Source organism: Nonomuraea thailandensis, assembly GCF_024172165.1.
Classification (GTDB): domain Bacteria; phylum Actinomycetota; class Actinomycetes; order Streptosporangiales; family Streptosporangiaceae; genus Nonomuraea; species Nonomuraea thailandensis.
This window is the reverse complement of sequence record NZ_JAMZEB010000002.1, coordinates 6,920,718-6,934,628: the sequence shown is the minus strand read 5'-3', so window position 1 is coordinate 6,934,628 and position 13,911 is coordinate 6,920,718. Positions and strand designations below refer to the sequence as shown.

Genomic DNA, 13,911 nt, shown 5'->3' with positions numbered 1-13,911 from the left:
GCTATTTCACGGCGCCGCCGGTGATGCCGGAGATGATCCTGCGCTGCGCGACCGCGAAGACGATCAGCAGCGGCAGGCTCATCAGGATGATGTAGGCGAAGATCAGGTGCCAGTTGTTGAGGTAGAGCCCCGCGTTGGCCACCTGGAACAGGTTCAGCGGCAACGTGTCCAGTCGCCCGCCGACCACGAAGAACGCGTAGAAGACGTCGTTCCACACGTACAGGCAGATGAGGATGGTCGCGGTGGCCAGCACGGGGCGCAGCAGCGGCAGGATCACCGAGCAGAACACCCGCACGGGCCCGGCGCCGTCCATGCGGGCCGCCTCCTCCAGCGACAGCGGCACCGTACGCACGAAGCCCGTCACGAAGAAGATCACCGTGGACAGGTAGATGCCGACGTAGACCCCGATCATGCCGGCCGGGCTGCCGGCCAGGCCGAGCTGGCGCAGCAGGAGCACGATGGTGACCACGGCGGGCGGCAGCACGATGCCGCTGATGGCCAGCGCGTACAGCACGGCGTTCAGCCGCGAGGCGCGGCGGGCCAGGATCCACGACGCCATCGAGCCGAACGTGAGCACCAGCAGCACCGACGGCGCGACCACCAGCAGGCTGCCCAGGAACGCCAGGGGCACCTCGCCCTGCTGCCACACCTGCGCCAGGTTCTCCCACAGCCGCCACTCGGCGGGCGGCGACAGGTTCGGCGACAGGGCCTCGCCCTGCGACTTGGCGGCCGTGACGACGACCAGCCACAGCGGCACCCCCATGACGGGGACGACCAGCGCGACGACCGCGAACGGGCGCAGCCGGGCGGCGAGCCCCCGCGCCACCGGAGAGACGGCACGGCGGCGGGCGACGGAACCGAAGGCGGGGACCGTCACAGGATCTCCTCCCTTCTGCGCAGCACGCGGATGACGGGGAAGGCCAGCAGCGCGACCATGAGGAACAACACCAGGCTCATGGCCGTGGCCTGGGCGAACAGCCCCTGGCCGAAGGTGCGGTAAATGAAGATGTTCAGGATCTCGGTGCTGCGGGCCGGGCCGCCGCCGGTCAGCGCCTGCACGATGTCGAAGCCGTTCATCGAGCCGAGCAGCGCCGTGGCCACGTTGAAGGTGACGGCGGGGGCCAGCAGCGGGAAGCGGATCGCCCAGAACGCCTGCCACGGCGTGGCGCCGTCGATGCGGGCGGCCTCGGTGACGTCCTCGGGGATCGTCTTGAGCCCCGCCAGGTAGATGAGCATCGACAGGCCCATCCACTTCCAGGCGTGGATGACCGCGGCCAGCACCAGCGTCCACGTCGTGCTGCCCAGCCAGGCCACGTCCACCTGCCGGCCGGTCAGCGCCGAGAGCAGGTCGTTGAGACTGCCGTCCGGCTTGAGCAGGGCCTGGAAGACGTACCCGACGGCCAGCGCCGACATCAGCACCGGGACGAGGAAGGCCAGGCGGGCGGCACGGTTGAGCCAGGTGTCCTTCTCCAGCAGCACGGCCAGGCCGAAGCCGAACAGGTTCTGGAACAGCGCCACCAGCGCGGCGTAGATCACCGTGACGCGCAGCGCGCTGAAGAGCGTGCCGTCCGACAGCAGGTAGGCGAAGTTGTCGAGGCCCGCGGGACGGATCTCGCTCTTGAAGCTGGACCAGTCGGTGAAGGCGTAGACGAAGTTGAACAGGGTCGGCAGGAAGAAGAAGACGAACAGGATCGCGAACGCCGGCAGGAGGAACCACATGGGGTGCGTCCGGCCGCGCGCCACGGTGGGGGCCGGGGCCCGCCGGGCGGCTCTCGCGGGGCGGGCGAGCGTCTGCTGCACGGATGACTCCTCGGCCTCAGAAGCCGGTCGCGCCGGCGGCCTTGGCGAGCTGGGCGAACTGCTTCTGCGTGGCGGCCGCCACCTGCTCAGGGGTCAGGCTGCCGGTGATCATGTCGGCCAGGTTCAGGTACAGGTCGGGGTTGGCCACGGCCAGCGCCTGCATCGACCCGACCGACCGGCCGAGCGAGGCGTGCACGTCCTTCAGCGCCTGCGGCACGCCGTCAGGGGCCGGCACGTCCGTACGCAGCGACACGGTCTTGCGGTCGGCCACGAAGCCGGCGTAACCCGGCCCCATCCAGTACGCCAGGAGCTGCCGCGCGGCCTGCTCCCGCTTGGCGTCGCCGGTGCGGAAGGCCACCAGCGCGTTCGACTGGTCGGGGATGAACGTGCCCACGTTCCCCGACGGCGAGATCGGGAAGAAGCCGATCCTCTCGTCCAGCTCGGCGGTGCCGGCCTTGGCCTGGAGCTGGCCGAAGAACGAGTTCACCTGCATCACCATGGCCGCCTTGCCGGACAGCAGCGCCTCGCCCTGGTCCTCGAACGTCGCGGTCCTGATGTCGGCGTTGAACAGCCCCTCGTCGATCAGCGCCCGGTACTTCTTGATCGCGCCCAGGATCGTGCCGTCCTCGAACGTCTCCTTGCCCGTGTTGACCCGCTCCCACAGGCCGTCCTTCGCGGCGTCGGCGAGCTGGACCTGCACCCACCACTGGGTGGCCCACTTGTCGCCGGCCATCTCGAAGAACGGGGTGACCCCCTTGCCCTTGAGCGCGCGCGCCACCTCGACCAGCTCGTCGAAGCTCTTCGGCGGCTCCTTGACGTGCTGCTTGTTGTAGTAGACGCCCTGGACCGCCGGGCTCGTGATCAGCGCGGCGTAGCGGGTGCCGTCCAGCAGGCCCGTCATGTCGCGCAGCTCGGGGGAGAGCGACGACAGCCAGGGGGCGCCGTCGAGCGGCTGGAGGTTGGCGCGGGCGTTGAGCGCGGTGAGCATGGACGCCGTCGGCTGCCAGAACGCCAGGTCGGGCTTGTCGCCGGTGGCCACCTTGGTCTGCACGCCCTGCTCGTACGGGTCGGGGATGGTGACGACCTCCACCTTGGCCCCGGTCGCCTGCGTGAAGGCGTCGGTCACGGCCTTGGGCACGGTGTTGCTGTTCTGGGCGGCCCAGATGGTGAGCGTCACCCCGTCCAGGCGGGCGGCCGGGGAAGGCCAGGCGGCCGGCGAGCCGCCGGTGGCGGGGGCCGTGGCGGGCCCCGCGGAGGGGTCGCTGCAGGCCGTGACGGCCAGGACGAGGGCCGACGCGGCGGCGACACGCTGTGCGAGCTTCACGGTTCGGCTTCCTTCGGTTGAGAGGGGGGTGTTCAGAGGGGGCGGACGTGCAGGATGCGGGCGGTGGGCGCGGTGACGGCGGCGGTGACGGTGAGCTCGGCCGCCCGCGGGTCCCAGGAGCAGGCCCAGCCGTCCGCCGCCGGGTAGGCGAGGTCGGCGACGACGTCGCGTCCGGCCAGGTGGGGGAGACGGAGGACGGTGGTCTCCGTGGCTCCGGGACGACGCCAGACGCCCAGGTGGGTCACCTCGCCGGCGCGCAGGCCGAGGGCGAGCCAGGGATCGTCCCAGCCGGGCAGGCCGAGCGGCCAGCACGGGGCGGCGCGCAGCAGGTCGGCGCGCAGGCTCCGGTGCAGCCGCACGCCCCGCTCGACCAGCCGGAACTGCTCCGGCGTCATCCGGTGCAGGTTGCCTGAGAGGTAGAGGCGGCCGAGGATGCCGGTGACCATGGTGAACGCGATCTCCTCGTCGCTCATCCCGGGCTGGGGGTAGGCCCAGCTGGCGGCCTGCTCGGGCAGGATCGACAGCGGCGCGGCGACCGCGATCGGCGGGTAGCGCAGGAAGTCCTGCTGGTCGCTGGTGGACTGCAACTGCAGGCGCGAGAGCATCGCGTAGTCCATGCGCATCGCGCCCGAGCCGCAGTTCTCCAGCACCAGGTGGGGGTGGCGGTCCAGCACGCCCTCCAGCCAGGCCAGGTGGGCCCGGTTGTGGGCGAGCAGCCCCGCGCCGGCGCTGGTGGCGTCCCTGTCGGTGCCGGCGCCCGGGTCGATGTTGTAGTCCAGCTTGAAGTAGCCGACGCCCAGCTCCTCCACCAGGCGGTCCACCACCTGGTCCAGATGGGCGACCGCGGCGGGGTGACGCAGGTCCAGGTGGTGGCGGCCGTGCTCGGCCAGCCGTACGCCGCCGCGTTGCAGGAACGCCTGCGCGGGCAGCTTGTCGGCCATCGGGCTGCGCACGCCGATCACTTCGGGCTCCAGCCACAGGCCCGGCGTCATGCCGTGGCCGGCGATGCGGGCCAGGACCTCCTCCAGGCCGTGGGGGAAGCGGGTCTGCGAAGGCTGCCACTCGCCGACGCTGTCCCACCAGTCGCCGCCGTCGTCGTACCAGCCGGCGTCCACGCAGAACACCTGCGCTCCCGCCGCGGCGGCGGCGTCGATCAGGGGGAGGAGCTTGGCCGTCGTGGGGTCGCCCATCAGCGTGTTCATGTAGTCGTTGAACACGACCGGCAGCGCGGCCCGGTCGGGGTGGGGGCGCACCAGCGCGCGGCGGTAGGCCGTCATCGCCGCCGCCGCACCCTCCACGCCGTCGCCCACGCCGTCGCCCGCGACGCCGGCCGCACCCGTGAGGCCCGAACCGCAGGGCGCGACGCGGGGCGCGCGCATGGGAGCCTTCGCGTCCGCCTGAGGACCTCCGTCCGAGACGGCGATGGCGACCGGCACGGTGGTGAACGACTCGCCGGGGGCGAGCAACTCGTTCCACTGGTGGTCGAGGTCGGTGGGGCCGGACAGGGCGACGTACGCGCCGTCCAGCCGCTCGCCCGTCTCCCAGCGCCACGGGCCGTTGTGCTCGATCTGCCACAGCCACGTGCGGCCGGTGCCGCGGTCGGTCAGGCCGCCCATGGGCACGTGCCGCCCGCTGGACCAGGTGCCCTGGCTGGTCAGAGCGAACGTGCCCTTGCCGTGCTGGCCGTGCCCGGGCAGGCCGAGACCGGGGACGTGCTCGGTGAGCGGGCGGGTGGTCCAGCGGTTCTCGCCGAGCCACTCGCTGTCGGCGTACAGGAGGTCGAGGCCGCGCACCTCGCTCGCGGGGAAGAGCGCGGCGAACGAGGTGACCGCCAGCAGGGGCACCGGGTGCTCGCCGGTGTTGGTCACCCGGACCCGTACCTGCACGGCCGGCACGCCGTCGGGCGAACGCATGGTCAGCTCGGCGGCCAGGCCCGAGACCTCGTCCCGCATCCGGATCCGCAGCTCGTGCCAGCCGCCCTCGCTCGACTGCTCGGAGCCCGCGTACCGCAACCGGCAGCCCACCGCCGTCTCCGACAGCCGCTTGGACGCCCTGGCCCGGCCCTCGCCCGGCACCAGCACCTCCACCAGCGGCTGGGACACGCGGGCCGCCGGGGCGGCCGGTGCTCCGGCCGACAGCTCGCGCAGCGCGACCGGGCGATCCGAATGGATCTCCACGACGGCGGTGAGGCCGGTGTGCCCCCAGCGCACGGTCTCGACGACGTCAGCAGGCATGGATGAACTCACTTTCCCGAGGCATGTGACCGGTCACATGCTTGAGCCTCAGTGTGAGCGGTCACATGCCAACGGGGGAACCCTCTTTGCTGGATCGTTACCCGCACGTTTCAGGAGCTCGCGTACCTGTCCCGGCCCGGGGGGCAAGGTCGGCGCCTGGCGTTACACCGCGAAGGCGGAACCGCGAGTGGGCGGAGCCCGGCCTGGGCGGGGCCGGGGCGTGGGCGGGGCCGGGGCGTGGGCGCGGGGCCGGGTGTGGAGTGCTGCTACGGCGTCGTCAGGCTCTTCAGGGCGGAGGCCGGGTCCTCGGCGTAGAAGCGGATCGTGGTGACGTGCTCCCGGCGGCCGAGCGGCCTCGTCACGGCGACCGGCCGCGTCAGGCGGACGATCAGGTTGGTCTGCGCGTCCACTCCGACCATGAGGCCGCCGTCCCGCACGCTGATCACACCCCGGGCGTCGAAGCTGCGGCTCTCCTTGACGGAGGCGATGAGCTCGCGCGGGACGCGCAGGTCGAAGTACGCGGCGTACCGGATGCGCAGCTCGTCCGAGGTGACGACGTGCGGCCGGGTGACGCACGCCGCGCCCAGGGCCAGCACGAACAGCAGGCTGTAGACGTCGGCCGCCATGACGACCGCGCGCAGCCCGGCCGGCGCGTCCATGGCCGCCACCATCCATTCGAGCGCGACCGCCTGCACGATCACGGCGAACAGCAGCATCAGCAGGAGCGGCCGCTGCTGCTTCGCGTACGGCAGCGCCGTACCGTCCTGCGGCACCCCGTCCACCCGGCGCCTGGCCCACTGCCCGACGCCGGCCAGGTTCGCGCTCTCCGCCCGCACCAGCCTGCGCACCGGCAGCGGCACCAGAGCCTCGCCGATCGCCCTCAGCGCGTCCCGGGGTGTGGCGCCGGCCTCACGGGCGGATCTGTACAGCCGGTACGCGGTCACGTACCCCACGAGGGAGAACGGCGTCACGACCGCCGCGGCCACCACTCCCGCCGGCGTGACGGCCAGGATGCCCGAGACCACCACCAACGCCACGAGCAGGTCCGCGGCCGCCACCGTCATGAGGGCTCTGCGGGAAAGGGTGGGCACCATCGTCATTCCCTCCGTCGGCGCCGCTTGTCAAGATCGTAATATGCCCCCGCCCCGCCCGGGCGGCTGGGCCGGCGGCACCGGGGCAAGCGGTGGCGAGGTAGGCGGGGGCCGTGGTGGCGGGGTCAGTGGTGGCGGGGTGGTGGGGCGGTGGATTCGCGTAGCACGAGGGCCGGTGGGGTGAGTGCGGGTGCCGGCTGCGGCCCTCCGGTCAGCTCGGCCACCGCCGCGTGGAAGCAGGCCCGCCCCAGACCCGCGAAGTCCATGCGCACGGTGGTCAGCGCCGGCGTCCAGTACGCCGATCCCGGGATGTCGTCGAAGCCGACGATGCTGACGTCACCCGGCACGTCCTTGCCCGCGTCGTACAGCGCCCTGCGCACCCCCTGGGCGATGTCGTCGTTGCCGCACAGGATCGCGGTGACGTCCGGTGCGGCGGCCAGCCGCTGCCCGGCCGCGTACGCCGAGCGGATGTCCCACCCGCAGCCGATCGGCTCGGGGATCCCGGCCCCCGCCGCCCGCAGCGCGTCGCGCCATCCGGCCAGCCGCCCGCCGGGCACCGCGCCCTCCCCTTCGGACGGGATGGCGACGTGGTGGACGGTGCGGTGGCCGAGGCCCAGGAGGTGCCGGGTGGCGTCGGCGGCGGCGCGGCGCTCGTCGAGCGCGATGGCGACGCGGCCCCGGTCGGGCGCGGCCGGCTCGGCGGCGGCCACGGCCGGGACCTGCTCGGGCAGCGCCTCCAGGACGGCGACGCCGAGCGGGTCGAACGCGATCACCACCACCCCGCCCGCGCTGGCGTCGGCCACGTGGTCGACGGTCTGCTTCACCTCGGCGGGCTCGGCCGACTCCACGACCCTGATGCCCATGGCCATGCCGTCGGCCCTGGCGGCCTCCTCCAGGCCCTGCAGCGTGGCCGCGTAGCCGTACAGGATGGTGTTGGAGGTGACCACGGTGATGGCGCGGGCGCGGCCCAGGCTCAGGGCGCGCGCCGTGCGGCTGGGGCGGAAGCCGAGGCTCTCGATCGCCGCCAGCACCGCCGTGCGGGTCTCCGGGCGCACGCGCGGGGACTCGTTCAGCACGCGCGAGACGGTCTGGTACGACACTCCCGCGGCGGCGGCGACATCCCGGATGCTGGGTGCGGCTGCGCCGCGAGCGGCGGTGCGGGGCGCGCGTCGAGGAGTCGGAGTCACGATCACATCGTAGGACGGGCAACGGGCCGCGCCGCTCGCCGACGCCTCCTACGTGCGTCGGACCGACGCCGCACACGCATGCGCCGGCGGGGCCGCACACGCACGCGCCGGCGGGGCCGCGCGTGCACGGGCCGGCGACGCCGCGCACGCACGCGCTACCGGCCCGCCCGGGTGCGCAGCTCCGGTTTGCGGATCTTGCCGGAGCCGGTGCGCGGCAGATCGTCCACGACGTCGAAGTAGCGCGGGATCTTGTACTTGGCCAGCCGGTCGAGCAGGAAGCCGCGCAGCCCGTCCCCGGTGACGCTGGCGCCGGGCCGGGGGATGACGAAGGCGTGCCCGACCTCGCCCCAGGTCCCGTCCGGCACGCCGACCACGGCGGCCTCCGCCACGCCGGGATGCTCGGCCAGCACGCTCTCCACCTCGGCCGGGTACACGTTCTCGCCGCCGGAGATGAACATGTCCTTGGCCCGGTCCACGATGTGGAGGTGGCCGTCGGCGTCCCTGGTGGCGATGTCGCCGGAGCGGAACCAGCCGCCCTCGGCGAACGCGGCGCGGGTGGCGGCGGGGTTGTTCCAGTAGCCGGGGGTGACGTTCGGGCCCTGGACGAGGACCTCGCCCGGCTCGCCAGGAGCGGTGTCGGCGAGGTCGGGCCGGACCACGCGCACGTTCGCGAAGAAGACCGGCACCCCCGCCGAGCCGGCCTTGCGGGCGCTCTGGCTCGGCTCCAGGAACGTGGCGCCCGGAGCGGTCTCGGTGAGGCCGTACCCCTGGCAGAACACCAGCCCGCGCTCCTGGTAGGTGCGGATCAGCGCCGGCGGCACGGGCGCGCCCCCCGCCATCAGCGTGCGCACGGAGGACAGGTCGGCGCCGGCCCAGCGCGGCGAGCGGGCGAGCGCCGCGAACATCGTGGTCACGCCGAACATCCAGGTGACGCGGTGCCCGGCGATGAGGTCGTAGCAGCGGTCCACGTCCCACGACGGCATGATCACCGAGCGGCCGCCCTTGAGGAACGTCGGCAGCAGCGTCTGGTTCAGCGCGGCCACGTGGAAGAGCGGGGCGCTGACCAGCGTCACCTCGTCGCTGCGCAGGTCCACGCCGACGAGCATGTTGTAGCAGTTCCACACCAGGTTGCCGTGGGTGAGCACGGCCCCCTTGGGCCGCCCGGTGGTGCCGGAGGTGTAGAGGATCAGGGCGGGGTCGTCGAGGGTGACCGGCACGTCGATCGCCTCGCCCGGGTCGCCCTGCGCGAGCCAGTCCTCGTACGCGTGCTCGCCCGGCCCCGGATCGGCCAGCGCCACCACGGTGGCGGGGGCGTCCTGGAGCCCGCGGACGGCGGCGGCGCACTCGGGGGCGTGGACGAGCACGGTCGCGCCCGAGTCCGCCAGCATGTACGCGATCTCGGGCGTGGCCAGGCGGAAGTTGAGCGGCACGAACACGGCCCCGAGCACGTGCGCGGCGAACAGGGTCTCGGCGAACGCGACGTGGTTGGGCCCCAGGTAGGCCACCCGGTCCCCGGCCGCCACCCCGGCCCGCCGCAGCCGGGAGGCGAGCCGGGTCGTGCGCTCGTGCACGCCGGCGAAGGTGACACTGCGCTCGCCGAGGACGAACGCCGTGCGGTCCGGGGTCATCAGGGCGCGGCGGGCGGGCCAGCCGCCCAGTCCGGCGTTGCGCATGCGGATCGCTCCTAGCGGGAGACGCTGCTGTGATCGGCGGCGGGCCCCAGATCGGTACGGCTCGTCTCCCGCAGCGCCGCCGTGCACACCACGGTCAGCAGGCAGAACCCGGCGATGACGGCGGAGATCAGCCCGGTGCCGCCGCCTCCGGTCGAGGCCTGGATCTGGGCGAACAGCAGCGGGGCCAGGCCCGCGCCGAGCCCGGCGATCTGGTAGCCGAGCGAGGCGCCGGTGTAGCGGCTGCGGGTGGCGAACAGCTCGGCGTACAGCGCGGCGAGCGGCCCGTACGTCATCGGGTGGATGATCGACTGCCCGAGCACGAGCGCGAGCGTGAGCAGCCCGACGCTGCCGGAGCCGGCCAGCGGGAAGATCGCGAACGCGTACGCGGCGGCGGCCACCGCGCCGGCCAGCACGATCGGGCGGCGGCCCACCCGGTCCGACAGCGCGGACCAGCCGACGATGCCGAGGACCGCGAGCCCGGACGACAGGGTGAGCGCGTTGAGCACCTGCTGCCGCGCGAACCCGGCCTGCACCCCGTACGAGACGAGGAACGTGGTCAGCGTGCCCTGCAGCACGAACGGCGACAGGCCGACCCCGATGCCGAGCAGCAGCGCCCTGGGGTGGTGGCGCAGCACGTCCAGCAGGGGAGCCGGGCGCGGCGCCGGGCTCGACGACGCCTCGGAGGCGAAGACGGGCGTCTCCTCCACCCGGGCCCGCACGAACAGGCCGATCGCCAGCAGCACGATGCTCAGCAGGAACGGGATGCGCCAGCCCCAGCTCAGGAACGCCTGCTCGTCCATCATGGCGGCGCTGCCGTTGAGCGCCGCCGTGGACAGCAGCATGCCGAACGGCGCTCCGGCGTTGGTGAAGCTGGCCCACAGGCCGCGGCGGCCGGTCGCGTGCTCGGCCGACATGAGCACCGCGCCGCCCCACTCGCCGCCGACCGCGACGCCCTGCGCCACGCGCAGCAGCACGAGCGCGACGGGAGCGAGCGTCCCGATCTGCTCGTACGTCGGCAGCACGCCGATGAGGGTGCTGGCCACGCCCATGAGCGTCATGGTCAGCACCAGCATGCGCTTGCGGCCGAGCCGGTCGCCGAAGTGGCCGAAGATGACGCCGCCGAGCGGCCGCGCCAGGTAGCCGGTGGCGAACGTGCCGAGGCTGGCGACCGTGGCGGCCAGCGGGCTCAGGTCGGAGAAGAAGACCTTGCCGAACACCAGGGCGGAGGCGGTGGCGTAGAGGAGGAAGTCGTAGTACTCGATGACGCTGCCGAGGAAGCTGGAGGCCACGGCGCGGCGTAGCTGGGTGGGGTTGGACATGCGTGATCCCGTTCGTGGGGGGCGTGGCGGGGAGTCAGGCGTAGTGGCGGTAGATGGCGCGGGCGACGCAGGCGGGCTTGGCCTCGCCGTCGATCTCGACGGTGAAGTCCATGTGCAGCTGGACGCCGTCGCCGGGCACGTCCTGGACCTCGGCGACCCGGCCGGCCAGGCGGATCCTGGCGCCGACCCGGACCGGGGCGGGGAAGCGCACCTTGTCCAGGCCGTAGTTGATGCCCATCCTGATGCCCCTGATCTCGAGCAGCTCGGTGAAGAGCGGGATGACCAGGGCGAGCGTGAGGTAGCCGTGCGCGATCGTGCCGCCGAACGGGCCGGCCTTCGCCCTCTCCTGGTCGGTGTGGATCCACTGGTGGTCGTCGGTGGCGTCGGCGAAGGTGTCGACCCGGTCCTGGCCGATCTCCAGCCAGGCGGTGTGCCCGAGGTCCTTGCCGGCCAGGGCCTTGATCCCGGCCAGGCCGTCGGCGGTGGTGGTCATCTCTGCGTCTCCTTCGATGCGAGGCCGAGCAGGCGGGCGGCGTTGTCCTTGAGGATCATGGGGCGGACCTCGGGCTTGATGTCGAGTGCGGCGAAGTCCTTGAGCCAGCGGTCGGGGGTGATCACGGGGTAGTCGGAGCCGAACAGGACCTTGTCCTTGAGCAGGGTGTTGGCGTAGCGGACGAGCTGGGGCGGGAAGTACTTGGGCGACCAGCCGGACAGGTCGATGTGCACGCCCGGCTTGTGGGTGGCCACGGCCAGGGCCTCGTCCTGCCAGGGGAACGACGGATGGGCGAGGATGATCTTCAGGTGGGGGAAGTCCACGGCCACGTCGTCGACCAGCATCGGGTTGGAGTGCCTGAGCCGCACCCCGGCCCCGCCGGGCACGCCCGCGCCGATGCCGGTCTGGCCGGTGTGGAAGAGCGCGATCGCGCCCAGCTCCTCGATCACCTCGTACAGCGGGTACGCGAGCCGGTCGTTGGGGTCGAAGCCCTGGAGGCTGGGGTGGAACTTGAACCCGCGCACCCCGTGCTCCTCGACGAGCCGGCGGGCCTCGCGGGCGCCCGCCCGGCCCTTGTGCGGGTCGACGCTGCCGAACGGGATCAGCACGTCGGCGTGCGCGGCGCAGCTCTCGGCGATCTCCACGTTGGAGATGCGCGGGTGACCGGTGGCGTGCTCGGCGTCCACGGTGAACACCACCGCCGCCATGCGCCGCTCCCGGTAGTAGGCGGCCATCCGGTCGATGGTGGGGCGCTCGTGCGAGCCGAAGTACTCCGCGGAGGCGCCGAACAGCTCGGGGCTGAGCGAGGTGTGGCCGTCCCTGGAGATCTCGGCGTGGGTGTGCACGTCGATGGCGGTGAGCTCGTCGAGGTTCATGACGCCGGCACCTCGGGCGCGGGGATGCCGTACGTCTCGGGCTCGAAGCCGCCCCAGGCGTCGGCGATGGCGCCGGCGCTCCAGCCGCCGCCGGCGTAGGCCACCGCCTTCTCGGCCGGGTGCGACCAGAGGGAGAGCCTGTCGCCGCCGATCCCGATCGCCTGCCCCGTCACCTCCTTCGACGCGTCGGAGGCCAGGTAGACGATCAGCCCGGCCACGTCCTGGACGGTGCCCAGGCCCTCGTCCCTGCGCAGCCAGGCGGGCAGCGGCCCGCCGGTCCGCTCGGCCTCCTCCAGGTACGGGGCGAAGGCGGGGATGGTCCTGGTCATCTCGGTGGCGGCCACCGGCACCACCGCGTTGACCGTGATGTTCGCCCTGGCCAGCTCCATCGCCCAGGTGCGGGCCATGGCGACGATGCCGGCCTTGGCCGCGGCGTAGTTCGTCTGGCCGAAGTTGCCGCGCTGCCCGGCGGGGGAGGAGATGAGGATCAGCCGCCCGCCCTCGCCCTGCTCGCGCATCCGGACGGCCGCCGCCCTGGCGCAGGTGAACGTGCCGCGCAGGTGGACGTCGATGACGGTGTCGAAGTCGTCGTCGGACATCTTCCACAACACCCGGTCACGCAGCACGCCGGCGTTGGTCACCAGCACGTCCAGCCGGCCGAACTCCGCCACCGCCGTGGCCACCAGGCTCTCGGCCACCTCCGTGCCGCCGACCGCCCCGGGCGCGGCCACCGCCCGGCCGCCCGCCTCCTGGAGGGCCGCGGCCGCCTGGCCGGCGGTCGCGGCGTCCACGTCGTTGACCACCACGGCCGCGCCGGCCGCGGCCAGCGCCTCGGCGTACGCGCGGCCGAGACCGCGTCCGGCGCCGGTGACCACAGCCACTTTTCCTGACAAGTCCATACACGTCACCTCGGGTCTGAAACGTGGGGCAAAGTTGCGACCTGCGTCAAAGTTTTGCCCAATATCTTGGATCCGTCTACCCTCGGCTTGTGACTTCTCGCGAGGGAGACGACCTGCCTCACGCCCCGTCCACGCGCCCCCAGTCGCTGATGTTCAGCTTCCTCGGCGTCCACGTGCTGGGCCGCGACGTCGCTGTCTACTCCGGCAGCGTCATCGACGTGTTCGCCCGCCTCGGCGTGACCGAGGAGGCGGTGCGCTCGACGCTCACCCGCATGGTCAAGCGGGGGCTGCTGGCGCGGCACCGCAGCGGGCGCAAGACGTACTTCGGGCTCACCGCGCACGCCACGGCCGTCCTGGAGGACGGGCGGCGGCGCATGTGGGAGACCGGCGCGGTCAACCGCGACTGGGACGGCGCCTGGACCCTGGTCGGCTTCTCGATGCCCGACGACCGCCGCGCCACCCGCCACGACCTGCGCTCCCAGCTCATCTGGGCGGGCTTCGGGCTGCTGCAGAGCGGCATGTGGATCGCTCCCGGCGTCAAGGACGTCCGCGCCATCGTGACCGGCCTCGGCCTGCGCGACCACGTCACCGTGCTGACCGCCTCCGCCGCCGAGCCGACGGAGTCGGCCGACCTCGTGCGCAAGGCGTTCGACACCGAGCAGATCGCCGCCCGCTACCACGCCTTCCTCGACCGCTGGGACACCCCCGGGCCGCAGGCAGCGCTGCCCGACGACCTGGCGCGCCAGCTTCTGCTGCACACCGACTGGCTGCAGCTCGTCCGGCAGGACCCGCACCTGCCCGCCGAGCACCTGCCGCCCGACTGGCCCGCCATCCGGGCCGAGCAGGTCACCCGCACCCTCGCCCGCGCCTACGAGGAGCCCGCCCGCGAGCTGGCCGCCAAGGTCCTGGACGAGCTGCCGCTGCCGCCTTGATCGCGTACCGGTGGCGTGAGCTGCGCGAACGTGGGCAGGAGCGTCATGACCGCGCTTTCGAGCGATCCGCGACCTCACAGGACG

At 73.0% G+C, this 13,911-nt stretch carries 12 protein-coding genes; 1 reads left to right on the top strand and 11 read right to left on the bottom strand.

All coding sequences use genetic code 11. The features are described 5' to 3' along the window. Window position 1: 1 nt before the first annotated feature. From HD597_RS66115 to HD597_RS35680, 11 genes are all read right to left on the bottom strand, one after another. A complete protein-coding gene (locus HD597_RS66115) occupies window positions 2–877 on the bottom strand; it encodes a carbohydrate ABC transporter permease (protein WP_253747901.1) in 876 nt (291 codons plus the stop codon). After that, window positions 874–1,800 carry a carbohydrate ABC transporter permease gene (locus HD597_RS35725; RefSeq protein ID WP_253747899.1) on the bottom strand — a complete coding sequence of 309 codons (927 nt, stop codon included), beginning with the start codon at window positions 1,798–1,800 and terminating at the stop codon, window positions 874–876. Before HD597_RS35725 ends, HD597_RS66115 begins: the two co-directional genes overlap by 4 nt. Before the next feature lie 16 nt (window positions 1,801–1,816). Next, window positions 1,817–3,124 carry an ABC transporter substrate-binding protein gene (locus HD597_RS35720; protein WP_253747897.1) on the bottom strand — a complete coding sequence of 436 codons (1,308 nt, stop codon included), beginning with the start codon at window positions 3,122–3,124 and terminating at the stop codon, window positions 1,817–1,819. A gap of 32 nt (window positions 3,125–3,156) precedes the next feature. Beyond that, the gene (locus HD597_RS35715) at window positions 3,157–5,358 is read right to left on the bottom strand and encodes a glycoside hydrolase family 36 protein (protein WP_253747895.1); all 2,202 of its coding nucleotides are present in this window, start codon (window positions 5,356–5,358) and stop codon (window positions 3,157–3,159) included. Between the two features lie 266 nt (window positions 5,359–5,624). Then, window positions 5,625–6,452, bottom strand: a complete 828-nt coding sequence (locus tag HD597_RS35710) for a hypothetical protein (protein ID WP_253747893.1) — start codon at window positions 6,450–6,452, stop codon at window positions 5,625–5,627. Between the two features lie 122 nt (window positions 6,453–6,574). Continuing rightward, window positions 6,575–7,636, bottom strand: coding sequence for a LacI family DNA-binding transcriptional regulator (locus HD597_RS35705; protein WP_253747891.1), 1,062 nt, complete (start codon window positions 7,634–7,636; stop codon window positions 6,575–6,577). 155 nt (window positions 7,637–7,791) lie between these two features. Next, entirely contained in the window at window positions 7,792–9,309 is a 1,518-nt protein-coding gene (locus HD597_RS35700; protein ID WP_253747889.1) for an acyl-CoA synthetase, read from the bottom strand. Between the two features lie 11 nt (window positions 9,310–9,320). Further along, window positions 9,321–10,628, bottom strand: a complete 1,308-nt coding sequence (locus tag HD597_RS35695) for an MFS transporter (RefSeq protein ID WP_253747887.1) — start codon at window positions 10,626–10,628, stop codon at window positions 9,321–9,323. Between the two features lie 34 nt (window positions 10,629–10,662). Beyond that, window positions 10,663–11,121: a MaoC family dehydratase gene (locus HD597_RS35690; RefSeq protein WP_253747885.1), complete on the bottom strand. Its 459-nt coding sequence runs from the start codon at window positions 11,119–11,121 to the stop codon at window positions 10,663–10,665. Beyond that, entirely contained in the window at window positions 11,118–11,996 is an 879-nt protein-coding gene (locus HD597_RS35685) for an amidohydrolase family protein (protein WP_253747883.1), read from the bottom strand. The genes HD597_RS35690 and HD597_RS35685 overlap by 4 nt, the downstream gene beginning before the upstream one ends. After that, window positions 11,993–12,877: an SDR family oxidoreductase gene (locus HD597_RS35680; RefSeq protein ID WP_308210757.1), complete on the bottom strand. Its 885-nt coding sequence runs from the start codon at window positions 12,875–12,877 to the stop codon at window positions 11,993–11,995. The genes HD597_RS35685 and HD597_RS35680 overlap by 4 nt, the downstream gene beginning before the upstream one ends. 107 nt (window positions 12,878–12,984) lie before the next feature. On the opposite strand from HD597_RS35680, the gene HD597_RS35675 reads away from it, so the two are divergent. After that, window positions 12,985–13,827, top strand: coding sequence for a PaaX family transcriptional regulator (locus tag HD597_RS35675; RefSeq protein ID WP_253747879.1), 843 nt, complete (start codon window positions 12,985–12,987; stop codon window positions 13,825–13,827). The last annotated feature ends 84 nt before the right edge of the window (window positions 13,828–13,911 follow it).

What these genes read in the sequence shown, in the direction of transcription:
- HD597_RS35715 (WP_253747895.1), bottom strand. Translation starts at nt 5,358, where the DNA reads ATGCCTGCTGACGTCGTCGAGACCGTGCGCTGGGGGCACACCGGCCTC.
- HD597_RS35710 (WP_253747893.1), bottom strand. Translation starts at nt 6,452, where the DNA reads ATGGTGCCCACCCTTTCCCGCAGAGCCCTCATGACGGTGGCGGCCGCG.
- HD597_RS35700 (WP_253747889.1), bottom strand. Translation starts at nt 9,309, where the DNA reads ATGCGCAACGCCGGACTGGGCGGCTGGCCCGCCCGCCGCGCCCTGATG.
- HD597_RS35695 (WP_253747887.1), bottom strand. Translation starts at nt 10,628, where the DNA reads ATGTCCAACCCCACCCAGCTACGCCGCGCCGTGGCCTCCAGCTTCCTC.
- HD597_RS35690 (WP_253747885.1), bottom strand. Translation starts at nt 11,121, where the DNA reads ATGACCACCACCGCCGACGGCCTGGCCGGGATCAAGGCCCTGGCCGGC.
- HD597_RS35685 (WP_253747883.1), bottom strand. Translation starts at nt 11,996, where the DNA reads ATGAACCTCGACGAGCTCACCGCCATCGACGTGCACACCCACGCCGAG.